Annotated in this window: 21 protein-coding genes; 17 read left to right on the top strand and 4 right to left on the bottom strand. The window is 44.6% G+C overall.

Annotated features, from left to right (window positions below; genetic code table 11):
- Positions 1 to 282 precede the first annotated feature (282 nt).
- From QT987_RS00805 to QT987_RS29815, 6 genes are all read left to right on the top strand, one after another.
- Complete coding sequence (locus QT987_RS00805; RefSeq protein ID WP_333236440.1) at positions 283 to 5,811, top strand: ATP-binding sensor histidine kinase; 5,529 nt, start codon at positions 283 to 285, stop codon at positions 5,809 to 5,811.
- Positions 5,812 to 5,859: 48 nt separating this feature from the next.
- Complete coding sequence (locus QT987_RS00800; protein WP_333236438.1) at positions 5,860 to 7,272, top strand: adenylate/guanylate cyclase domain-containing protein; 1,413 nt, start codon at positions 5,860 to 5,862, stop codon at positions 7,270 to 7,272.
- Between the two features lie 172 nt (positions 7,273 to 7,444).
- The gene (locus tag QT987_RS00795) at positions 7,445 to 8,665 is read left to right on the top strand and encodes a heparan-alpha-glucosaminide N-acetyltransferase domain-containing protein (RefSeq protein WP_333236436.1); all 1,221 of its coding nucleotides are present in this window, start codon (positions 7,445 to 7,447) and stop codon (positions 8,663 to 8,665) included.
- 79 nt (positions 8,666 to 8,744) lie between these two features.
- On the top strand, positions 8,745 to 9,149 hold the full coding sequence (locus QT987_RS00790; protein ID WP_333236434.1) for a hypothetical protein: 405 nt from the start codon (positions 8,745 to 8,747) through the stop codon (positions 9,147 to 9,149).
- An 18-nt stretch (positions 9,150 to 9,167) separates the two neighbouring features.
- On the top strand, positions 9,168 to 9,503 hold the full coding sequence (locus QT987_RS00785) for a hypothetical protein (RefSeq protein ID WP_333057897.1): 336 nt from the start codon (positions 9,168 to 9,170) through the stop codon (positions 9,501 to 9,503).
- 45 nt (positions 9,504 to 9,548) lie between these two features.
- Positions 9,549 to 9,773, top strand: a complete 225-nt coding sequence (locus QT987_RS29815) for a DUF433 domain-containing protein (RefSeq protein ID WP_445299631.1) — start codon at positions 9,549 to 9,551, stop codon at positions 9,771 to 9,773.
- On the opposite strand, the gene QT987_RS00780 is transcribed toward QT987_RS29815, so the two are convergent.
- A complete protein-coding gene (locus tag QT987_RS00780; protein WP_333236432.1) occupies positions 9,691 to 9,909 on the bottom strand; it encodes a hypothetical protein in 219 nt (72 codons plus the stop codon). The two genes, QT987_RS29815 and QT987_RS00780, sit on opposite strands and share 83 nt — an antisense overlap.
- Before the next feature lie 132 nt (positions 9,910 to 10,041).
- Here QT987_RS00780 and clpP point away from each other — a divergent pair, with 132 nt between their 5' ends.
- Entirely contained in the window at positions 10,042 to 10,650 is a 609-nt protein-coding gene (gene clpP / locus QT987_RS00775) for an ATP-dependent Clp endopeptidase proteolytic subunit ClpP (RefSeq protein WP_006635758.1), read from the top strand.
- A gap of 317 nt (positions 10,651 to 10,967) precedes the next feature.
- Here the strand turns inward: clpP and QT987_RS00770 are convergent, their stop codons facing one another.
- A complete protein-coding gene (locus tag QT987_RS00770) occupies positions 10,968 to 11,972 on the bottom strand; it encodes a hypothetical protein (protein ID WP_333236430.1) in 1,005 nt (334 codons plus the stop codon).
- An 878-nt stretch (positions 11,973 to 12,850) separates the two neighbouring features.
- Here QT987_RS00770 and QT987_RS00765 point away from each other — a divergent pair.
- From QT987_RS00765 to QT987_RS00730, 8 genes are all read left to right on the top strand, one after another.
- Positions 12,851 to 15,217 carry a ribonuclease R family protein gene (locus QT987_RS00765; RefSeq protein WP_333236428.1) on the top strand — a complete coding sequence of 789 codons (2,367 nt, stop codon included), beginning with the start codon at positions 12,851 to 12,853 and terminating at the stop codon, positions 15,215 to 15,217.
- 200 nt (positions 15,218 to 15,417) lie between these two features.
- Entirely contained in the window at positions 15,418 to 16,317 is a 900-nt protein-coding gene (locus QT987_RS00760; protein WP_333236426.1) for an FAD-dependent oxidoreductase, read from the top strand.
- Positions 16,272 to 16,922, top strand: coding sequence for a hypothetical protein (locus QT987_RS00755; protein ID WP_333236424.1), 651 nt, complete (start codon positions 16,272 to 16,274; stop codon positions 16,920 to 16,922). Before QT987_RS00760 ends, QT987_RS00755 begins: the two co-directional genes overlap by 46 nt.
- A 68-nt stretch (positions 16,923 to 16,990) precedes the next feature.
- Entirely contained in the window at positions 16,991 to 17,560 is a 570-nt protein-coding gene (locus tag QT987_RS00750; protein WP_333236422.1) for a glycosyltransferase family 39 protein, read from the top strand.
- 36 nt (positions 17,561 to 17,596) lie between these two features.
- Positions 17,597 to 18,385 (top strand): hypothetical protein, encoded by a 789-nt coding sequence (locus tag QT987_RS00745; protein WP_333236420.1) that lies wholly within the window; start codon positions 17,597 to 17,599, stop codon positions 18,383 to 18,385.
- A 194-nt stretch (positions 18,386 to 18,579) separates the two neighbouring features.
- On the top strand, positions 18,580 to 19,212 hold the full coding sequence (locus tag QT987_RS00740) for a flavin prenyltransferase UbiX (protein ID WP_333236419.1): 633 nt from the start codon (positions 18,580 to 18,582) through the stop codon (positions 19,210 to 19,212).
- Between the two features lie 72 nt (positions 19,213 to 19,284).
- Positions 19,285 to 20,169 (top strand): LapA family protein, encoded by an 885-nt coding sequence (locus tag QT987_RS00735; RefSeq protein WP_333236417.1) that lies wholly within the window; start codon positions 19,285 to 19,287, stop codon positions 20,167 to 20,169.
- A gap of 22 nt (positions 20,170 to 20,191) precedes the next feature.
- A complete protein-coding gene (locus QT987_RS00730) occupies positions 20,192 to 20,743 on the top strand; it encodes a shikimate kinase (RefSeq protein ID WP_333236415.1) in 552 nt (183 codons plus the stop codon).
- An 836-nt stretch (positions 20,744 to 21,579) separates the two neighbouring features.
- Here QT987_RS00730 and QT987_RS00725 read toward each other — a convergent pair.
- Both QT987_RS00725 and QT987_RS00720 read right to left on the bottom strand, forming a co-directional pair.
- Positions 21,580 to 22,023, bottom strand: a complete 444-nt coding sequence (locus QT987_RS00725) for a hypothetical protein (RefSeq protein WP_333236413.1) — start codon at positions 22,021 to 22,023, stop codon at positions 21,580 to 21,582.
- A gap of 66 nt (positions 22,024 to 22,089) precedes the next feature.
- Positions 22,090 to 22,494: an NIL domain-containing protein gene (locus QT987_RS00720; RefSeq protein WP_333236412.1), complete on the bottom strand. Its 405-nt coding sequence runs from the start codon at positions 22,492 to 22,494 to the stop codon at positions 22,090 to 22,092.
- Between the two features lie 178 nt (positions 22,495 to 22,672).
- Here QT987_RS00720 and QT987_RS00715 point away from each other — a divergent pair, with 178 nt between their 5' ends.
- Entirely contained in the window at positions 22,673 to 23,275 is a 603-nt protein-coding gene (locus tag QT987_RS00715) for a thioredoxin family protein (RefSeq protein ID WP_333058562.1), read from the top strand.
- Positions 23,276 to 23,602 carry a hypothetical protein gene (locus tag QT987_RS00710; RefSeq protein WP_333236410.1) on the top strand — a complete coding sequence of 109 codons (327 nt, stop codon included), beginning with the start codon at positions 23,276 to 23,278 and terminating at the stop codon, positions 23,600 to 23,602.
- Positions 23,603 to 23,728 lie beyond the last annotated feature (126 nt).

Below are 23,728 nucleotides of genomic sequence, written 5' to 3'. Positions count from 1 at the left end.
CTAAAATATAGATAACTAAATAAGCGACCAAAAAAGTATCTAGGAGGACTCTTTAGGGATGGATTTAGCTAAGCTATATCATAGTAGCCAGTTTACTGCCGTAAAAACCGCACTCGACCGACGCTGTGTATTTTCACTTACTTAATAATACTTGTGACCAAAAAGAATGCAACTCTAAGCCCGCGAGCCAAACTATTATATTATCAATCATTCCCAATCTAAAATCTAAAATCTAAAATCTAAAATTGTCTAACCGCATCTTTGAAATTACCCCTAACTATCATGATTTCTATTCCGGGATACCGCATTGACGGAGAACTTTATACAAACTCTCACACAGTTATTTATCGAGGGATGCAGCTTGAGGAACAAAAACCCGTTATCCTCAAAACTCTCACGCCGCTATACCCTACCCCAGCCCAAATATCCCAACTGCTGCACGAATCCGAAATTCTTAAAAATTTGAGTTTGCCCGGAATAGTCAAGCTTTACAAAATAGAAACATACAATCACTTTCCGGTTTTAGTTTTAGAAGATTTTGGTGGGATTTCCCTAAAAGAGTTTCTCAGCAACAACCAGCTAGAGTTACCACAATTTCTGCATATTGGCATCAAATTAGCAGAAACTCTTGGGCAACTCCACGAACACCACATCATCCATAAGGATATTAAACCCAGCAATATTATTGTCAATATCGAGACAGGAGATGTAAAGATTGCTGATTTTGCGATCGCCTCCATGCTACCGGGCGAAAACCCCGCCCCCAGCCATCCCCATTTACTCGAAGGCACTCTCGCCTATATGTCTCCTGAACAAACGGGGCGCATGAATCGGGCGATCGACTACCGCACCGATTTTTATTCTTTAGGCGTCACCTTTTATGAAATGCTTTGTGGTGAATTGCCTTTTCAGGCGATCGATCCCATGGAATTAGTACACTGCCATATTGCTAAAACGCCAGTTTCTCCTTGGGAAAACAGAAATAAAAAAGTAGAAAGCAAAAGCATCGAAGGCAGAATCAATCAAGTAGGAACCAAGGAGATTCCTCAAGTCGTTTCCGATATCGTCATAAAACTCTTAGCAAAAACAGCCGAAGACAGGTATCAAAGTGCTTTCGGACTTTTGTACGACTTGGAAAATTGTCTCGATCAACTGCAAACTATAGGCGAAATTTCCCACATAACCCTCGGCGAGCAAGATCAGTCAAGTCACCTGCAAATTTCCCAAAAATTTTACGGGCGAGAAGCAGAAGTTAATCTGCTTCTCAGTATCTTCCAGCGTATGAGGCGGGGCAATACAGAAATCGTGCTAATTTCCGGTTCTGCAGGTGTGGGCAAATCCTCGTTAGTATATGAAGTTTACAAGCCGAGTCGGCGGGAAAATGGGTATTTTATTGACAGCAAATTTGAGCAATTTAAACGAGATATTCCTTACGCTTTTTTGCTCCAAGCTTTTCAAGATTTGTTGCGCCAAATATTCACACAAAATGCTGCAGAAATCCATGTTTGGAAAGAAAAAATTTTAAAAGCACTGGGTGGCAACTGCCAAGTAATTATTGAAGCTATTCCTGAAGTAGAACTGATTGTCGGGCCGCAGCCCTCCGTCCCCGATTTAGGAGCCAATGAATCTCAAAATCGCTTTAATTTAGTATTTCAAAACTTCATCCGCGTCTTTGCTCAAAAAGAACACCCCCTAGTAATTTTCCTGGACGATTTGCAGTGGATCGATTCAGCATCTCTCAAGTTAATAGAACTGCTAGCAACTGACATGGGGACTCAATATTTATTAATAATTGGAGCTTATAGAGAGCAGGAAGTAGATGCAAATCATCCCCTAATCATTACCGCCGAAGCAATTAAAAAAGCAGGCGGCACTGTGAGTGCGATCGCCCTTTCGCCTTTAGATATAAGCAGCGTCAACCAATTTGTTGCCCATACTTTGAACTGCGCCCCAGAAAAATCCCTAAGTTTAGCACAATTGCTTTGGCGAAAAACCGCTGGCAATCCCTTCTTTTTAACTCAATTAATAAAATTTATTTACTCAAAAAGCTTGATTCAATTTCAAATTTTACCCTCGAATAATGTGGTCGAGCTAGCTGAACCTAACCTATCGGGCTTAGCGCAACCAATCTCAGAGCAAATTGTGAAAAAATGCCATGTCACAGGCGAGTGGCAGTGGGATATCGAACAAATACAAGAAATGGGAATAACTGACAATGTTGTAGAATTAATGATAGATAACATTCAGAAACTTTCAGAGAATACCCAGGAACTGCTTAAATTAGCCGCTTGTATCGGGAACAAATTTGATTTGAAAACTCTCTCGACAATCGCCGAACAACCTCTGGCTTCCGCAGCAACAGACCTCGGTGAGGCACTTCAGTCCGGTCTGATTTTGCTCGTGAATAACGCCTACAAAATTCCGATCGCACTAGCAGCAAGCACAGAAGTAACAGACACAATATCTAGAGACTTTACCGATAAATTTTCCCTGCCAGTAGCTGATGTTTCGAGCGCCACGTACAAATTTTTGCATGAGAGAGTGCAGCAAGCAGCTTATGCTTTAATATCCGATTATCAAAAACAAGAAATTCATCTCAAGATAGGCAACTTTTTACTTCAAAATGCACCGCCAGAGCAATTAGAAGAGCATATTTTTGATACCGTAAACCAACTAAATTCTGCCAAAGGAATCATCAGCAGTCAATTAGAACAATTTCAATTATGCCAATTAAATTTAATTGCAGGCCGCAAAGCAAAAGCAAGTGCCGCTTACCAACTTGCCCTCAAATATTTAACCGCAGGTATTGAACTGCTGCCCCCCGAAAGTTGGCAAACTGACTACGACTTAACTCTGGCACTCTACGAGTCAGCAGCAGAAGCTGCTTACCTGAATACCGACTTTGAACCCATGGAAAAATGGGCGATAATTGTCCTGCAACACGCAACAAATGAACTAGACAAAATCAAAGTGTTTGAAATCAGAATCATAGCTTGTGCGATGCAAACAAAACTCCAAGAATCGGTAAAAATTGGTCGGGAAGCACTAAAAATGTTAGGAATTAACTTTCCTGAATCGCCGATTCCCCTCCACATTCAGCAAGCACTTGCTAAAACAGCAGCTTATTTAAAATACAAAAAAATAGAAGATTTAATAGACTTACCGATTATGACAAATCCGCACAAATTAGCCACTATGCGTGTGCTTTCCAGTATGTTTTCAGCTACATTTATAGTTGAACCTGTCCTGCTGCCGCTCATTGTGTGCGAGCAAGTTAATTTATCTATTAATTACGGAAACTCTACTTTTTCTGCCTTTGGTTATGCTAATTACGGAGCAATTTTAAAAGGAATAGTTAGAGATATTGAATCGGGCGATCGCTTTGGTCAATTAGCTTTAAATTTGAGCGATAGATTAAATGTGTTAGAATTCAAAAGCAAAACGCTTAATTTAGTAGCATTCATTTTGATGAACGGCAAGCATCACGTTAAAGACTCTTTGCCGCTATTAGAAGACGCCTATCAAAGCGCGTTAGAAAATGGGGATTTAGAATGTGTCGGATATTCAGCCGTAAATATTTGTCAGTCTTTGTATTTCCTCGGTCAAGAATTGCCACAACTGGAACGAAGAATAGTAAGTTACAACCATTTGCTGTTTCAACTCAAGCAAGAAACTGTATTAACTTGGAATCAAATATATCTGCAAACTATTTTGCAATTGATGGGAAAATCGGAAAGTACACACCTGGTATTAGGTGAAGCATACAGCGAAGAAAAGTTGTTGTCGCTACTGTTAAAAGCTAACGATCGCGTGGGATTACAGCACTTTTATTTGCAGAAATTAATAATATCCTATTTATTTGGAGATACCGCTACAGCCCTAGAAAATTCAGCGCTAGCCGAAGTATATTTAGACGGAGTTGCAGGCTTTATTAATGTTTCTGAATATCAGTTTTACGATTCTCTAGCCCGCCTAGCCGCCTATCCATCTGCAACAGAGGGGGAACAAGAAGAGCATATTTTTTACGCTGTCAGTAACCGAAAAAAACTGCAACAGAAAGCGCTTTATGCACCCATGAATCTTCAGCACAAATGCGACTTACTTACGGCAGAAAAAGCGCGTGTTTTGGGCAATATTGTGAGAGCAATGGAATATTACGATCGCGCAATTGAAGGAGCCCAAGAAAACGGATACATACAAGTACAAGCACTAGCAGCAGAATTGGCAGGAGCATTTTATCTATCCATAGGAAGAGAAAAAAATTCTAAAACTTACTTAACAGAAGCGCGTTATTGCTATCAACGCTGGGGAGCAACAGCCAAAGCAGCGCATTTAGAATCCAAATACTCGCACTTGCTAACTTCAAGCTCGATTTCAACTAATATTGAAACTCACAAATCTACCAGTAGCGCTTCCACTACGAACGACGCTGCAGGCGTGCTAGACTTGACCACAGCAGTTAAAGCATCGCAAACCTTAGCGGGCGAAATAGTTCTAGACAAACTGCTGGCAAAAATGATGAAAATTGTTATTGAAAATGCCGGAGGGCAAAGAGGCTTTTTAATACTAGAAAAAGAGGGTCAATGGGTGATTGAAGCATCAGGATCTGTAGATGTCGATCGCGTTGCTGTCATGCAATCAATTCCGATAGATTTTGTAGCCGACGATCGAGAAGTAACTTTGCTGGCAGTTGCAGTTGTCAATTACGTTGCCCGCACCCAGGAAAGTATAGTTTTAAACGATGCCAGCCGCGAAGGACAATTTACTCGCACACCCTATATAATGGCAGTTCAACCTAAATCAATTCTTTGCACTCCGTTAATTAATCAAGGCCAACTCACTGGCATTCTATATTTAGAAAACAATCTGACTACAGGCGCTTTTACACAAGACAGGTTAGAAATATTAAAACTGCTGTCTTCTCAAATTTCTATCTCCATCGAAAATGCCCAACTTTACGCCAACTTGCACCAATTCAATCAAAATCTCGAAAATTTAGTACAGCAGCGTACCTCCGAACTCTCCCAAACTTTAGAAGACTTAAAATCGGCTCAAAATAAACTGGTAGAATCGGAAAAAATGGCTGCCCTCGGAGGGTTGGTTGCAGGTGTTGCCCACGAAATCAATACTCCCATCGGCATCGGCATCACCGCCGCCTCCCTGCTTGCTGAAAAAGCCACAAAGTTTTTTGAGGTTTACAGTAACGGCCAAATAAAACGTTCCGAGTTAGAAAAGTTTCTGGATACCGCCGTGCAAAGCAGTAATATGATCTTATCTAACCTCACGCGGGCAGCCGACTTGATTCACAGTTTTAAAGAAGTAGCTGTGGATCAGTCGAGCGAGTTAAAACGCACGTTTAATGTTAAAAACTATCTAGAGGAAATTTTGACATCCTTAAGTGCCAAACTCAAAAGAACTAAGCACAAAATAGAGATTAAGTGTGATGAAAATATTGTTGTGGACAGTTACCCCGGCGTAGTGTGTCAAATTGTGACAAATCTGGTGTTGAATTCGCTAATTCACGCCTACGATGGAGAAGACGCAGGAATTCTGGCTTTTGATTTCAAACTAGAGGGCGATCGGCTAATATTTGAATATGCCGATAACGGCAAAGGAATTGACCCAGAAAATCTCAGTAAAATTTTTGAACCGTTTTTTACCACCAAAAGAGGTCAGGGAGGCACGGGATTGGGACTGCACATTATTTATAACCTTGTTACTCAAAAACTAAAAGGCACAATTAGCTGTAGAAGTCAAGTAAATAAAGGCACAAGATTTATCATTGAATTTCCCGCTAAAATGAGCAGTTAGTTATTATACGGCCCACATGGATATAAGTTTTATATAGGAGAACGATATATGTCAGAAGCTAGTAAAAACCTGTTGGCTGCAGGCGATGACGAATTAATCGCGGCGAGCGACGATGAATTAATATTTGCCGAGGAAGACGAGGCGGAAGAAAAACCGCTAGAAGAAAGTTGGAAAATCTTAATTGTAGATGATGAAATAGAAATTCATAATATTACTAAACTAGCCTTAAACGATTTTAAATTTGAAGGTAAAAGTATAACATTTATCAGCGCTTACTCAGGAAAAGAAGCTAAAGAAATAATTCAAAATAACTATGACATAGCATTGATTTTACTCGATGTAGTTATGGAAACAGAAGAAGCAGGCTTGGAAGTAGTTAAATACATCCGCGATATTTTAAATAATCAAATTGTGCGGATTATTTTACGCACTGGACAGCCCGGACAAGTGCCAGAAGATGTAGTAATTGTCAGCTACGATATCAATGATTATAAAACCAAAACAGAACTTACTAACAAAAAATTATTTACCACAGTAGTCACCGCACTGAGAGCATTTAGATCGCTCAATCAAATCGAATCCAGCAAAAGCGAACTCGAAAAAATAGCCGCCGCCTCAGCCCGTTTTGTACCCCGTGAATTTTTGAAGTTTCTCAAAAGAGAAAGCATCGTTGATGCCAGACTAGGAGACTCTGTACAAGCAGAAATGACGATTATGTTTGCCGACATTCGATCATTTACAAGTCTGTCAGAAAGTATGTCTCCGCGAGAAAACTTTGAATTTCTTAACTCTTACTTAAGCCGAGTTGGCCCAGTTATCCGCGAGTACAACGGTTTTATAGATAAATATATTGGTGACGGGATTATGGCTTTGTTTCCTAACAGGGCTGAAGATGCTGTGCAAGCAGCAATTGAGATGCAGCATCAAGTAAAAATTTATAATAGACACAGGCAAAACAGTGGCTATCAACCTATTTCGATAGGGATTGGTTTGCATACGGGGACTTTAATGTTAGGTACGATTGGCGAAGCGGAACGAATGGAAAGTACGGTGATTTCTGATGCAGTTAATTTAGCTTCCCGCGTGGAAGGATTGACAAAGCTTTATGGAGTTGCTATTGTAGCTAGCGTCCAAACCCTTTGCCGGATAGACGATCCTCAACATTACAAGTGCCGGTTTCTCGATCGCGTTCAAGTAAAAGGAAAACAAACACCTGTTGCGGTATTTGAAATTTACGATGGCGACTCGCCGACAATGATCGAACTAAAAGCACAAACTCAAACTTATTTTGAACAGGGAATTTTTTTTCACTACCAGCAGCAATTCGCGCAAGCAAGGCAAATGTTTCTGCGCGTTTTGCAAATCAACAAGTATGATAAGGCAGCATCTTTTTACGCTGAACGCTGCGATATGTTGATGAAGAATGCAGTCATAATGACTCTGGAAGGAATAGAGATATAGGTAGTGGGGAATTGGGCATGGGGCATGGGGCATGGGGCATGGGGCATAGGGCATTGGCCAAACAGGGCATTGGGAATTGGGCCGAAAAGAATTAGGAAATGGGCATCAGCTAAGATACTTAACAGTGAACAGTGAACAGTGAACGGTGAACAGTGAACAAATAACTTAATTTATGCGCTTCAAATCCCTTGATGTTTTTCGCGGAATTGCGATCGCCTCGATGATTCTAGTCAACCACCCCGGTAGTTGGAAACAGGTGTATCCACCGCTAGAGCACGCAGAATGGCACGGCTGCACCCCGACAGATTTAGTATTTCCGTTTTTCTTGTTCATCGTTGGCTGCGCGATGTCTTTCTCGCTGTCTAAATATCTTCAAAATTATCCAAAAACCGGAATAGAAACCTCAAAAATTACACAAACAAAGGAAAAATCCGAATCCGCCAAAAACCCTCTTCCTTCTTCCTTCTTCCTTCTTCCTTCTTCAAATATTTACTGGCGAATTGCGCGTCGCGTCGCGATTCTATTTATATTAGGATTGCTGCTAAATACATCTTCGATCGCCCTTGACGTACTTCTCAACAGCGCCCCAGTGGAAAACTTCGGTAAAATCCGCATCATGGGAGTATTGCAGCGCATCGGCTTAGCTTATTTCATCAGTGCGATCGCCATTCTCAACCTTTCCCCCCGCAATCAAAAACTGCTCGCGGTTGCCGTGCTTTTGGGCTATTGGGCTGCATTAACCGTATTTGCTGTAGGGGGGTACACTGCCGGCGAACTCACGCCAGAAGGAAATTTAGGAGGATATGTCGATCGGCTAATTCTCGGTAGCCAACACCTCTACAAAGGCGGCCCCTTCGATCCCGAAGGATTGTTGAGTACCTTACCAGCAAGCGTTACAGTCCTGATCGGCTACTTTACCGGAGAATGGCTGCGCGTACAGCCCATCAAAACGCGCACCAGTATCAACTTAGCAATCTGCGGCTTCTGTTGCGTGGTAATCGGCCACTTGTGGGGATTTTCCTTACCCATCAACAAACAACTTTGGACAAGTTCTTATGTAGTTTTTACCACAGGTTGGGCGTTGCTATTGCTAGCTGCTTGCTACGAAACAATAGAAGTGCGGGATTGGAAATGGGGGAGGTTATTTGAAATCATGGGATTGAATGCTATTTTCCTATTTGTCGCCTCCGGTATTGTCGCCCGAATTCTGTTAAAAACTCATATCGGTACTGGTGAAAATGCTCCAACAACTTACAGTTGGATTTATGAAAACTGGTTTGTGCCGTGGGCGGGGCCACTGAATGGTTCCCTAGCATTTGCCGTGACTGCGGTATTATTTTGGTGGTTGATTTTGTATGGAATGTATCGCCGAGGTTGGGCGATTAAAATTTGAATTGTGGGTTGTTAAACAAGCGCGTTTGCTGGTAAGTTGTGAGCAAGGGGCTTGACAATCAAAAGCTGTTTTTAGTATAATGTATATATATTTTTTTACGGTGTTTGACGTGGATATTCTAATTGAGTCAACAAGGGAATTTGAGAAAGATATTGCGCTGCTAAATGAAGATGAGAAAGCCGCAGTAATTCAAAAAATTAATTATTGTGCCAGCCTTTTTCCTACTCAAAAATCAAATGTGTATCGCAAGCTGCGTCGTCTCCCGCTATCGTCAGACCTGAATGGTTACGAGTCTTCGCTTTATACGCTACGAATTTCTCAAAAACTAAGAGTGGTTTTGGCGGTTGACGAAGACCCAATTTTTGGGCAAGCTATTTTTACTCTTTTTCGAGCAATTCAACACGACGAACTCGATCGAGCGTATAAGGGTGTAGCAGAGTCTTTGTATCAAGACCTACTTCAGCGCGATCGAGAAACTGCCTAGATATAATCAGCTTAAGTTATGGCGCAAAACCTTATTCTCTGTGATGAATATGGCATTATTTACGAAGCTATGAAAATTTTGCCAGATGACGAGCTAAAGATTAGTTTTCTGGAAGCTTTAGCAGAACTTGAAGACCAGGAATGTCACAGGACGAGACAATTTCCCAAAACGAGACTGCATAAAGTTAAGGGTGTGAAGCAGGCAGTTTATCGTGCTGATATTGATAAAGTCTCAGGCTGGCGCATCCACGTTCAGTACGTCAACGGACAGATTCATCTCAAGGATATTATTGAAGGGCAAAGACACGACAATGTAATTGAGGTGATTAAATCAAAGAAATCCCGCTACCAGTAATCCTAGCAAAGATATAATCTATAAAAATCCAGTGGGGATTTAGCGATGGAAACTAACAGGCTATTCGAGCCAAGTGATACCTGGAGTGAAGAAGATTGTCTTGATGTCACAACCTTTTCTTTGCAATTGGCAGCTACTATCGTTCATAGCGACCCCGAAATTTTAGGGGGAACTCCTGTCTGTATCGCTACTCGCGTCCCGGTGAAAATTCTCCTTGATTGTCTCGAAGAAAGTGATTCGCCCTGCGGAGTTCCTCGACCATTTCCCTAGTGTCAGCCGCGATCGAGCGATGGAAGTTCTGGCAATGATACGATCGCCACATAACAACGTTAATTGATGTCCGCTTCCTCAACCTCGATCGCCCTTGGATCGGATTTCCGATCGCACCCCCCGCCACAACTTCCACAAATTACCGCCCCAACCCCGCCCAGCTAAAGGATTTTGCCGATTTCTCGATCCCCCGCCACCGATCGCTAACTATAACTGAGCCCTAGTCGCTAAAATTAAAAAAAGATACGTAATAGGCAGGCAGGCGTCAATGATCCCAACAGTTATAGAACAATCCGGTCGCGGCGAACGCGCCTTTGACATTTACTCGCGACTCCTGCGCGATCGCATCGTCTTCTTGGGCCAACAGGTTGACTCAGACTTGGCTAACCTGATCGTTGCCCAATTGCTATTTTTAGACGCCGAAGACCCGGAGAAAGATATTTACCTCTATATCAACTCCCCAGGGGGTTCGGTAACAGCAGGTATGGGCATTTTTGACACGATGAACCACATCCGGCCCGACATTTGCACTATTTGTCTCGGTTTGGCCGCCAGCATGGGCGCTTTTCTGTTGAGTGCCGGCGCTAAAGGCAAGCGGATGAGTTTGCCTCACTCCCGGATTATGATCCACCAACCTCTAGGCGGAGCTCAAGGACAAGCAACCGATATTGAAATTCAGGCAAAAGAAATTTTGTACCACAAACGCCGCCTGAACGAACATCTTGCCAACCATACCGGTCAGCCGCTTTCCCGCATTGAAGAAGATACCGAACGGGATTTCTTCATGTCGGCTGAAGAAGCAAAGGACTACGGATTAGTCGATCAAGTGATCGATCGCCGTCCTTCCGCCAGCCGCCCGATCGCCGCTGTCGTCTAAATGAAAAGTTAAAAATCAAAAATGAGGAAATATTCTTCATTTTTGATTTTTAATTTTTAACAGTCATATAGCAATCCTTGCAGGAGTCGCAAATTTTTTACCCCACCCCAACCCTCCCCTTACCAAGGGGAGGGAGTAAGAAATTCACAAATGATGCGAGGATTGCTCTATAGCAGTTTTCTGTTAATTGAAGTACAGATGCTGGGGCGGAGGACACGGCACAGTGTCCCGTGTTCCTACTGTATTTCATACAATTGAAAACTGCTATATGTAGCTTTTTCTAAAAAAACATCACACCTAGAAACCCTACATAATTACTAGGGCAAAGATTCGAGATATTGCAGGAAGTCGAGCAATTCTACTTGATTTAAGAAATGGCGCGCTTCTTTGCCATAACCTTGTTTGAGATAATCTTTTCCTTGGTTGGCAGTCCAGCCCAGCCGCTGGATTTCCTCAGTGGTTCTGCTATAGATTTCTAGATATTCTAGGAAATCTACTAACTCTTCGCTAGAAAGCTCTCTCTGCGACGACTTGCCGTAATTGTGTTCCAGACACTGGGTTTCCTGTGGTTTTTTCCATCGCAGGCGTTTGAGGATGGCGTCTATTTGGGCGATCGTATCAGAATTATCCTCGATCGCATCGCTGGGAATTCCCACCGCGATCGGTTGCAATTCCCTGACTTCGGCCGCACCCTGTAGCAGTTCACTTTGGCTAGAAGTAGGCACATCCAGTTCCTGAAGTGGTTCGCCGTAGCTAGAAGAAAGCCAAGCGTCCGAGTCTAACTGCTTTGGTACAAATCCAGTAGCCTCGACGCGATCGACCGTTGGCGGCAGCGGTGCCGGTACAGGTGCGATCGGCTCTTCATTTAATTTCGCTTCAGTCTTGACAAAATTGCTTTGATGTGATTCAGGCAATTTGTCAGCAACAGGCATTTCTAGAACCGGAAGAGGAACACTTGTGGGCCCAACAGGAACCGGAACAGCAGGAGGAGGAGGAGGGGGAACAGCAGCAACCGGGGGAACAGCAGGAGGAGGGGGAGGGGGAACAGCAGCAACCGAAGCAACCGGAGCAACCGGAGCAACCGGAGGCGGCTCAACACTCGCGATCGCACGATCGGGCGCAGCAGATCCAAGAACAGCGATCGCTCGCAACCGGGCGCGGTCTTCAGCATCCTCAACAGACTCAGCAGCCGACATAGCCGTAGCCAGAGTTTTGCCGTCAACCTGAACCAGACAGCGAACAACAAACTTACCGTGATGAACAGTCAGCAACTCACAAATTAACTGTCCAGCGGGATAAAGGGCGCGAAATTCAGCAAACATAATTTTTTGACCCCGAAACCAGAGGGGGCTTATGACTTAAGTGTAGTACAGCCCTGAGAAAACAATTTTCTGAAAGCACCTATTCAACATACAATAAATTAAAGGTGAGTCATCCGCGCAACCTTACACGCCACTAAACCCCATCCCACATCCGGCAGTTTAAGCTAACAAGCACCGGGCGTCATTTCTACCTATAGGAGATGACACAGCAACTAAGCAAAAGTAGTAAAAGTCTCCGGTTTGCGTACCTGCACTTTCTACAGCACAGATTGCTCCCGACCCGCTCGTTGCACCTCCGTCCGCAAGGACTGATCGCGTGCAAAAAAACAGGGGCATCGCAGCAGCGAGCTACTAGCAATTTTGCCTTAAAGATCCGGTAAATTCTTTGCTAAAGCAAGAAGCAAGAGGCACTTCAAAAGGAAGAAGGAACAAGGCAGAAGGAACAAGGCAGAAGGAAGAAATGCAAATTTTATCCCTCTCCATCCCTCCATCTGCTCATCCTCGACTCAAGCCGTCGCTTTCAGTATCGAGCCATCTTTTAAGAACCGACAGGGGCTTTCTAATTTGCGAAGTGCTCGGCGCTGCTGACCTAAAAGCAAACAAACCAACGCTAAAAAATTGTATTGGGGAATAGCGTGCGGGACAGTTGTCTGCACCGTCAGCAGTCAGTTCAAGACAGACAGCAGACAATTAGCACGAAGCCGGTGTCGGGAGAGAATCTCAAAAAAAACTCGCGCTGAAACAAGGTGGCTGTGCTCGCGTCTCCACCTATCAACCCGCGCATTTGTTGGGAAGCAGGCACTGCGAGGGCCCGAGGGGGTGCGGCTGATTTCGCCAAAATTAGACTAATTGCTGGAAACAAGAGGATCGATCGCTACATGGAATTTTCTATCGCTGCACTGCTGGCAAATTTTACAGAAGACAAATTAGTGGCCCCTAAAGCATTGGAGAAAAAACTCGACTGCAACGACGCCACCAGTCAACTCAAACTTCAAATCGCATTAGAAGCTCTAGAGAAAATTGGCATATTAGTCAAAGACAAAGGCCGCTATCGCCGAGTAGCTGAAGACGACGTAGTAGAAGCAAAACTGCGCTGTTCGAGCAAAGGATTTTGCTTTGCAATTCAAGACGCCGAAGGCTCAGAAGACGTTTATGTGCGGGAAAGTCACCTCTCGACAGCTTGGAATGGCGATCGAGTCTTAGTCAAAATCATCAAAGAAGGTAGCCGCCGCCGATCGCCCGAAGGCGAAGTCATGCTCATCCTCGAACGCGCCAACCCCTCGGTACTGGCGCGAGTCAAGCAAACCGCCACCCCCACCGGCCGCGTCAGCTACAGAGCAATCCCCCTGGACGATCGCCTGTTGTTTGAACTAGACTTGCTCGCAAATGGCACAAATCTCCAAGAGGCGATCGACCACCTAGTACACGTCGAAGTCAAACGCTACCCCCTCGGCACCCATCGCCCCGTCGGCAAAGTAGTACAGGTACTAGGTTCCGACGCCGAAGCCGCTGACGACCTCGACATCGTATGCTGCAAACACGACTTGCCGCGATCGTTCCCCGCCGCCGTCATCAAAGCAGCGGAAAATTTGCCCAGCAAAGTCAAAAAAACCGACATCAAAAAACGCCTAGATTTGCGTAACATTCTGACTGTTAGCTTCAGCAAAAACGAACCGGGAACAACCAACAGCGAAAACGATGCCCCCCACGTTGAGGAGGAAAATCTCTCCGAGGGAGGAGGCGAAAACGAGTTTGATCCGACAGCATTCCTCTCCGATCCGCCAGTGGAACGCGCTTTGTCGATCGAAACCCTGAAGCCCGGCCGCTGGCAAATAGGAATCCACATCAGCGACGCCGCCGAGTACGTGCAGCCAGAAACCCCGATCGACCGCGAAGCCCGCAAGCGAGGCACCGCAGCCCATTTGGGAGAAAAAATCATCGCCGTACTGCCAGAAATCCTCAACGAGCGCTGCTCTCTGCAGCCCGACACCGAACGGCTGGCCTTCAGCATACTGCTGACCCTAGACGAATCAGGAGAACTCCTAGAATACGAAATTCAAGCCAGCGTCATTCAAATTGACTACCACCTCACCTACGAGCAAGCTCAAGCAATTCTCGAACCAAGCAATGCCGAAGAGCACCCTTTATCCTCCGCCCTCCGTCCTTTCCTAGATCAAATCGGGGCCGCCTCACAGGCAGCCAGACAGACAAGGCTCAAGCGAGGAGCTTTTGAACTAAATTTGCCCGATGCTAACTCTCACTTCGACGACGAAGGCGAATTAGGAGCTTTTGCAGTGGCTCCCCCCGTCCAGTCGGCTGTCTCCGAGTTGGTGGTACTCGCCAACCAAGCTGTCGCCACCCACCTGCAAGCCTTGGGAGTCCCAGCAATTTACCGCGTCCAGCCGATGCCAGACCCGGCAGACATTCAAGAGTTCATCAAACTCTCGAACAACCTCGGAGGCGAACTGTATCTCGAAACCGAAGAAGAAGTTTTGCCCTTGGACTTTCAGCGATTTACCCAGCAGTTTGCCGGCCTGAAGTCCGAAAGAGTTCTCACCTACCTGCTAGAAGACACCATGAAACCCGCTGTTTACAGCACAACTCCCAAGCCACACTTCGGTTTGGGGCTGTCAGAGGGTTACACGCGCTGCACTTCGCCGCTTTCCCGCTACGCCGATTTGCTGGTGCTGCGGGTGTTGCAAGCGGTGTTCGAGCAAGGCCGCAGCAGCCGCACAACACGGGCTAAGGAAAAAGTAGACTTGCACCATTCCTCCTGTCACGGTCAAATTACTTGGAATGTTCTCCCGCCAGATTTGCACCACGAATTTGAGACGGAGTTTGCATCGGTAGTAGTACACCTAACGGAACGCGAAAGGGTTGCTGAAGACGCTGAAAGCGATTTGCAGGGATTGAAGAAAACTGGATTGATGAAAGAGCGCACCGGTCAAACTTTCCAGGGTTTGATTACAGGCGTGCAGTCTTACGGTTTCTTTGTGGAAATTGAGGTGCGGCCACCGGAGAGCGACATTTTGCGTGTTGAGGGATTGGTGCACGTTTCTTCGCTGAAGGATGACTGGTACGAATATCGATCGCGCCAGCAAACTCTGGTGGGTCGCAAAAACCGCAATCAGTATCGTTTGGGCGATCGGGTAGAAGTTCAAGTCAAGAGCGTTGACTACTACCGCCAGCAAATTGATTTAGTTGCAGTTGGTGGCGGCAGTCAAGCTTTTGATGATGATGAATAATCAGTTGACAGTTGACAGTTGACACTTGACGGTTGACAGTTTTTATTTTGTAGGTTGGGTTGAGCGATAGCGAAACCCAACTATACTTAGACAATCTGCGTAAGATCGATCGGCTCTCAAATTTGGATAGATGGATTGTTGTATTGACAGAGTGTGGTATGCTTAAACGTTAGTTATAAAAACTTCATCAACAGCAAAACGTGTCCCCAATATACATACTTGGGGCTGGGCCTGCCGGTCTAGCTGCCGCTTATACGCTAACACAGCAAGGTCTAACAGTTGTTGTAGTTGAGCGAGAATCGCAAGTTGGCGGACTCGCTAAAAGCATCGAGTACCAAGGATTTATTCTCGACCTCGGCCCCCACCGTTTTTACACTAAAATTCCCCCCGTCCTCAAACTCTGGAATGAAGTTTTGGGCACCGAACAAGTCACAGTCAGTCGCCTCACCCGCATTTACTATAACGGCAAATACTTTAGCTATCCCCTCAAAGCCTTAGAAGTTTTATTTGCTCTCGGTATAGTTGAAAATATACGCATCTTTTTTTCTTATTTAGTAGCAAAACTGTTACCCAACCGCCACCCTAAAAATTTTGCAGAATGGGTTGAAGCTAAATTTGGCAAGCGTTTATCTGAGATATTTTTTGAAGGTTATACAGAAAAACTTTGGGGGATTCCCTGCACTGAAATTAGTGCTGAATGGGCCGCCCAGCGGATTAAAGGACTTTCCCTGCTCAAAGCACTTCGCACCGCTTTTTTTGGTAGTGATGGCAAAGTTAAAAGCCTAATCGATCAATTTCAATTTCCCCGTTTAGGCTCCGGGCAATTATACGACAAAATCAGCGACTATCTACTGGAAAAAAATCAGGCAATTCTCCTGAATACAGAAGTAGTGCGGGTGCACGAGAACAACAGCCGCGTCACTCAACTCACTCTGAGAAATCGCCACACCGGAGTAGAGTCAACGGTTGGCTGTAGTGCAGTGATTTCCTCAGTGCCGCTGAATACATTAGTAGAACAAATAATCTCCCCCCCCCGCGTAAGCAAATCTTATCATTGGCGCGATCGCTCAAGTTTCGCAACACAATTCTCGTTTATCTAATAGTTGAAGGCAGCCAGTTATTCCCTGACAACTGGCTTTATATCAATGAACCGAGTGTCAGCGTCGGGAGGGTGACTAATTTTGCTAATTGGTCGCCGAATATGCTGCCGAACCAGCACCAAACGCCTTTATGCTGCGAATATTGGTGCAACTTCGACGAACCGATGTGGCAGCAGCCGGAAGCAGAGCTTTTGAGTTTGGCCGAACAAGAATTGAGAAAAATTAAGCTGCTTCGCGATGAGAAGATTGCGGGAGGTTTTGTAGTTCGCTTGCCGCGTACTTACCCAATTTATGCAGGGGATTACAAGTACATTTTATCAGAAATTCAAACTTATATCAAGCAATTTGAGAATTTGCAAGTTGTGGGTCGTTACGGTGCTTTTAAGTATAACAACCAAGACCACAGTTTGTTGATGGGGATTTTAGCTGCCCAGAATGTGTTGAACCGAGGGAAACATGATCTTTGGGAGGTAAATTCTGACAGTGAGTATGTGGAGGAAGCGAGTGTTGATGCTGCGACTACTGCCGCTAGGCGAGCTGGTGTTGGGAGGCGAAAAAAACTCATACATTTTTTGCACCAACGGATATCAAAGAAGACATTTTAGCGGGTAAGTTTAATATCAAATATGCAGTATTAACCCAGTTATTTTTGCTTAAAATGAGGATTAAATAGATGAAAAACACAAAAATATCTGGCTTTGATTTTACAATCAGGGGAGTGCTAACCATAGCTTTTTTGCTAAGGTGCTTATTGACTATTGTGATTCTTGCTATTAACAATATCTCAGCAGCTTACACTCCAGACACGGATTCATACCTGGTAACAGCCAGAAAGTTAATAGAGTCAGGTCAATTTGTATATAGCGTACAGCCGGAAATCTTCCGCACTCCTGGCTATCCACTATTATTGATACCAGGAATTTTATTAGATCAGCAAGAAATTGTGGCAATCTTCATTCAAATAATGCTGAGCTGCTTCACGATATTTCTAATATATAAAATTGCATTGGCTATTTGGGGTGAAAGCAAAATTGCAACTTTTTGTGCCTTGCTGTATGCAGTTGAACCAGTATCTATCCTATGGCTGACGCTGCTGATGCCTGAAACTCTGTTTACGGCATTAATCACCTTGTTCATTTATCTACTGATAAAATACTTTACTGAAAAGTCGTGGAAACAGTTACTCTATGCAGCAATTACTCTGGCGGCCTCTATATATGTCAGACCTATAGGGTATTATTGACCTTTTCTTATCGCTGCTATATTATTGATAGGTAGCTTGACAAAGATTCAAAAAAATAAAATTGTGATAATTCATGCTTGCGTTTTTTTTCTAGTTGCGATGGGTAGCGTTTGTATTTGGCAAGTCAGGAACTATGTAAAAACTGGATATTCGGGATTTGCGGCTGTTTCTGATTACAATCTATATTGCTATAACGGGGCATCTGTAATTGCCAAACAAAAAAATATAGCATTTGAAGAGATGTATGAACAGCTTGGATGTAATAATCCCGCAAAGTATTTAAATTTTCATCCCGAACAGCAAGAATGGAGTCAGAGCCAAATTTACCGTTACATGGGGAAAGAAGGAAAGAAAATGATTATGAGTCACACTTGGGATGCCTCAATTGTTCATTTAGAAGGAACTATTAGAACCTTGATTGAAACACCCGCAAAGCTGTACCTAAAACGATTCACTAGGCAACGTAATCCGGCTCTAAGCCTTTCCTCTCAAATTCCTAAGTTTTTAACGGGTCAAGCAAGCTGGAAAGCAATATTTAGTAATTTTCACCTGTCGCCTCTACTCTTTTTTACTGACTTAAGCTTGTTATTAATATCAGGAGCCTATCTGCTAGGTGTTACCGCAGCATTACTATCCAGTAATTGCCTCAAAAATAGAGCAATGATAACGCTTGTTAGCATAGCCGCATACTTCCTTGCCGTATCCGGGGGCGTTGCAGGTGGCTATAGGTTTCGCCTTCCCATTATGCCAATAATCTGTCTGCTGGCAGGATATGGCTTGTGGCTGATTGTAGATAAAATAAAGCCAAAAAATATTCAGGAGTAAGGCGACATTGGTAATTTTACTGCTTTCGGGCCCGAAGAATTAGTATTATTGAACCGCGAAGACGCGAAGGACGCGAAGGAAGAAAAGAGAAGGAAGAAGGAAGAAGGAAGAGGTAGATAAGTAATATCGAGTCGGCAATGTTGGGGTAATTCGATCGCGGTATAATTAGTGAGCTTATTGCTGGATAATTGCCCATGACTAATTCTGTTTCAGTCCCCGCCCAACCTCTAATTGTAGGAGTTACAGGAGCATCGGGACTGATTTATGCGGTGCGAACTTTGAAATATTTGTTGGAAGCCGATCGCGCGATCGAACTGGTCGCTTCCAAGTCTACTTACATGGTTTGGCAAAGCGAACAGAACACCCGAATGCCCGCAGAACCGACGCTACAAGAGGAATTCTGGCGGGAACAAGCAGGAGTACCCACAATGGGTAAACTTCGGTGTCATCCCTGGCAAGATGTCGGTGCTAATATTGCTAGTGGCTCCTTTCGCACCCAAGGGATGATGATTATTCCCTGTAGCATGAGTACGCTAGGCAAGTTGGCGGCTGGCTTGAGCTCGGATTTGCTCGAAAGAGCGGCAGACGTTCAGCTCAAGGAAGGGCGAAAATTGGTACTCGTGCCTCGCGAAACGCCTTTTAGCTTGATTCACCTGCGGAATTTGACTACCTTGGCGGAAGCTGGAGCTAGAATTGTACCAGCGATTCCTGCTTGGTATCACAATCCGCAAACTATTGAAGATTTGGTAGACTTTGTGGTGGCTCGCGCTTTAGACCAGTTGGGAATTGATTGCGTTCCTCTCAAACGCTGGAAGGAAGAGGAGTAATAATTAGTCATTAGTCATTAGTCATTAGTTATTAGTTATTAATGATTTACAAATTACAAATTAAATTTTGATATGCGACCTGTATTTTTGCTAGTAATTGTGGTAGGGCTGACTATTTTTGCCCTGCAAAATGTGGAGCCGGCATTATCGCTGGTATTTTTGGGAGTTCGATCGCCTGCTGTGCCCTTATCTATCTGGATTTTGCTGAGCATGGCGGTGGGAGCTCTCACATCTTTATTGATTTCTGGTTTGCTCGCTTTTTCAAATTATCTATCTCTAACGGCAGACCGCGCCGGCAGATCCAGTCGCAGCCGTCCCGATACTTTCCCAGAGGACATGAGAACGCCTTACACGCCACCTCCCCCTCCTAGAAAACAGGGAATTGACCCGGATCTGAATAGGGAAAATAGCCAAACTCAAGCTCCTGGTTCCTACCGAACTGAGTACGGCACCCCGGCTGGTTACAGAGCCGGGACTTTCCTGCAAGAAACTCCGAACCCGGATGGGGCGAAGGATTATGCTCAACCGGGGAGTTATGCAGCGGAAGACGATGAGGATGATTGGGTCTCAGATGGCTCAAAATCGCGTTCTCAAGGGGGCGATGATGATTGGGGGGACGATCGCGATTTTCCCGATCGACCGCAGGTAAATGATGTTCCAGCGGCAAATCCGAGGGCTTACGAAGCTCAGCAGGAACCGAAAAGCAAGTCTTGGGCTGGCTCAGTATACTCTTACGGCTATCGAGATCCAAACCAGTCTGGGGTGGGGCAAACAGAGTCTGTATACGATGCAGAGTATCGGGTGATCGTTCCCCCCCAAGAGGCGATACCTAAACCCGCTGATGAAACACCAATAAATCCTATGGCAGAAGCAGATGAGGATTGGGGATTGGATGAGGGTGATGAGTTTGATGACGATGATGGCCTCAGTGGCAGATCGATTAACCTGAAAAAATAGAAAAATATCGGAGGATTTGGCAGTGGATGGGTTGAGGGGAGTAAATATTTATCTTGTCGGGATGATGGGTGCGGGAAAAACAACGGTGGGGCGGATTTTGGCAAAAAAATTAAAATACCGTTTTTTTGATACTGATGAACTAATTGTTCGAGTTGCTAATCAGTCAATTGCTGAGATTTTCGATCGAGAAGGGGAAGAGGCTTTTCGGGAACTAGAAAGTAAAGTGCTTGGGGAGTTGTCTGCGTATCAAAATTCGGTCGTGGCTACGGGCGGCGGCATTGTGACGCGATCGATGAATTGGGGTTACTTGCACTACGGTATAGTGGTTTGGCTGGATGTGCCTGTAGATCAATTGTACGATCGACTGCGTTCGGACACCGCTCGACCCCTACTGCAGGAGGGCGAGATCAAATCTAAGCTGCAAAGCCTTTTGAAAGAGCGAGAGCGTTTCTACACTCAAGCAGATGTCCGAGTCTGTGCTGGTGTGGGCGAAAGGCCTGAAGCAGTGGCGACTAGGGCGATCGAGGAAATCCAAAAAGTTATCAAACCAGAAACCGGGCCTGATCTCAATTGATACATTCAGAAACCGAGTTTCTAAGAAAATAACAGGTTTCTGAGGACTTTTGGTATTAGTTCCCAAAAATAATGCAACCCTACGCAAGCTCCAAACCACCACATTTATCAGTCATTCCCCAAATCTAAAATCTAAAATCTAAAATCTAAAATGGTATGAGGATGTGGCGATGCGGAGATTTTATACAAGAATTAATGGCAGACTCATCTGATTCGTTAAAACCGGCTATTGAGTTTTCCCTAAAAATAAAAGGGCCCCACCGCTGAAGGGCTGTAGGGCGCAAGGACAGTTAAACGCTAACTTGATTGTCGGGAAATTTAGCATCAATGCTACCCTGCTATGTGACGATTTTACGATCGTCCATTCACTCATCAACTCTCCCGTATCAAAAAATGTAACCCAGCACCGATCGAATTGAACCTGTCCTATTCTAAAAACAATACCTCATGCATTCTGACTAGCAGCTCCCAAAAGCTGCTTTTTTATTGGGATAAGTTTTTGGCTGCGGGACTTGCGGGTTCTTGGCAATAACATTTTGAGCAACAGTCGCTACAGTTCAATACTGCCCTAGGGGTTTTCATTTCGACTCCAGCTTGGTCGGTAATTGGTAGTTGGGAATTGGGTATTAGTAACGGGCAACGGGGAATCGGCAATTGAGAAGCTTTACCTCACGAGGCTGGAAAACTGCTATGATTACGGCGCGGAACGAAGAATTAATCCAGGGGTGGGGGATTGAAAAAAAATAAGCTGTATTTATTGATGGGCGATCTGATAGTTTTCGGCTAAATATCCGTTGCGAGTTATAGAATTTGGTTGGATGAATTTCCCGTTCCTCATTAAGAGAATACGAGCCTGCCTGTTTTTAACCAAAACTCGATCGCTCCGCCCAACCCCACACCAGTTAAAGAAATGGTAGCTAATACGGCAAAAGCCCGCCAATTTTTCCAACCCGATATTTGAATATCGAGTCTTGCCAAAGCTCCGGCTGAAATCAAGACTAAACAAGTAGCAAAAAGGTGTAACCAAGCAATAACTACGACGGCCACAAAAGCTCCTAAAGTTATAGAAATAAAAGCACCCAAATCACTCGAAAACAACCCCATAATTAAGGCTTTTGTGTTTCTGAGCGGGAACGACAATGCGGCAGCAAACACTAGAATTGAAGCTATGGCTAGAAACCAAGTCAGGTGCGGGGGAACATCAAACTCAGATAATTTCCAGCCAAAAGTGAAATAAGTAACAAAAAGTAGAGTTAGGGAAACCCAAGAGTTTTTTTTCATCCAATGGCACAATTAGGAGAACCAGGCAAAAAAAAAGATGATGCTCCCGATGAGTTTGTACAGGGCCTAGAGGTTAGTAGAAATAGCTTGCACCGGACAGGTAGGGATGCACTGCTCGCAAACGATACACCGCGATCGAGCAAAATTTAGTTTAAAGCTTTCTGGGTCAAGGGTCAAGGCTTCTGTCGGGCAAACCCCCGTACACAAACCGCAGTCAACGCAGATATCTTCGTCTATAAGTATTTCCCGACTGGCTAGGGAAACGCCGATGTTTTGCGATCGCATCCAGTCGATCGCCGCTTCTAGTTGGTCGATGTCCCCTGATAACTCTAGCACCAGTTTGCCCACTTGATTCGGAGCCACCTGAGCGCGGATAATGTTGGCTGCCACATTAAAATCCTTTGCCAGTCGATAGGTGACAGGCATTTGGATCGATCGTTGGGGAAACGTCAGTGTTACCCGTTTTTTCACCCTGCAAGTCCTCGGTAATTTACAAACAATCTTTGTTATCTTCTGTTTTAGCGCACTTAATCTAATTACTGCCCTTAGCACAAATTTTTATGAAATGGGTCTGATTATCTCAAAATGTGGTATAATCTGAATCTATTATTTAAAATAAAAACATAGAAATCCAAGCGCAATTTATTTTATGACCCAGAATTCGCCCAAGTCAACGGTCGCCCCCGTCGCCAAAAATCCCGAAACAAAAGTCGCCACGCGCCTCAGAAACTTATTGATCGTGTTAACAGCGATCGCCCTTTCAATATCCATCTTCTTCGGGCTGCAAACCCAAACGCCGTCAAGCAGTCTCACCGACATGGCAAAAGCTTCAACGCCATTAGAAACAGCTTTGGTAAATGGCAAACCGACACTCATGGAATTTTATGCTAATTGGTGCGGTAGCTGTCAGGCAATGGCTAAAGATCTGAGCGAAATCAAACAGAAATACGCCGAACCGATGAATTTTGTGATGCTGAATGTAGACAATGACAAATGGCTGCCAGAAATCACAAAATATCGAGTAGATGGCATTCCGCACTTTGTCTATTTGAACGATAAAGGCAGCGCCGTTGCTGAAACGATGGGCGAAATGCCGCGCAGTATTATGGAAGCTAACTTAGAAGCTTTAATTGCAGGAAAACCTCTGCCACACGCCCAAGCAGGCGGTCAAGTTTCTAATTTTACTCCCCCCACAGGGCCTGTGAAAACAAGTAGCTCCGACCCCCGCGCCCACGGCTCTCAAGTACAGTAAATGAAGGAAGAGAGAAAAGGGAAGAAGACTTTAGGAACAGGCAAGATGCCGATTCCACAACAAATAAACTTTCTTGTGGAACAGGCATCTTGCCTGTTCCTGATTACGGATGTAACGGATGTCAGGAAGAAGGAAGAAGGAAGAAGGAAGAAAGAAGAGGGAGAAGGGAAGAAGACTTTAGGAACAGGCAAGATGCCTATTCCACAACAAATAAACTTTCTTGTGGAACAGGCATCTTGCCTGTTCCTGATTGCGATAACTTACAGAGATTCAAAAGCCCCTTGCAATTTCTGGCAATCTGCATTGTGGGCGATCGACTACCTCTAAAGAAATATTCACAAAAACTTTTGGGAATATTTATTAAGATTTATTATACTCCTCGTAAGGTGCGTCAGTAGATATTCTCTCACCGCCTAGAAAAATTCAAGACTGACGCACCCTACTAGAATTAGT

This window comes from Microcoleus sp. SVA1B4 (genome assembly GCF_036700545.1).
GTDB lineage: Bacteria > Cyanobacteriota > Cyanobacteriia > Cyanobacteriales > Microcoleaceae > Microcoleus.
This window is presented reverse-complemented; position numbering and strand designations above follow the sequence as displayed.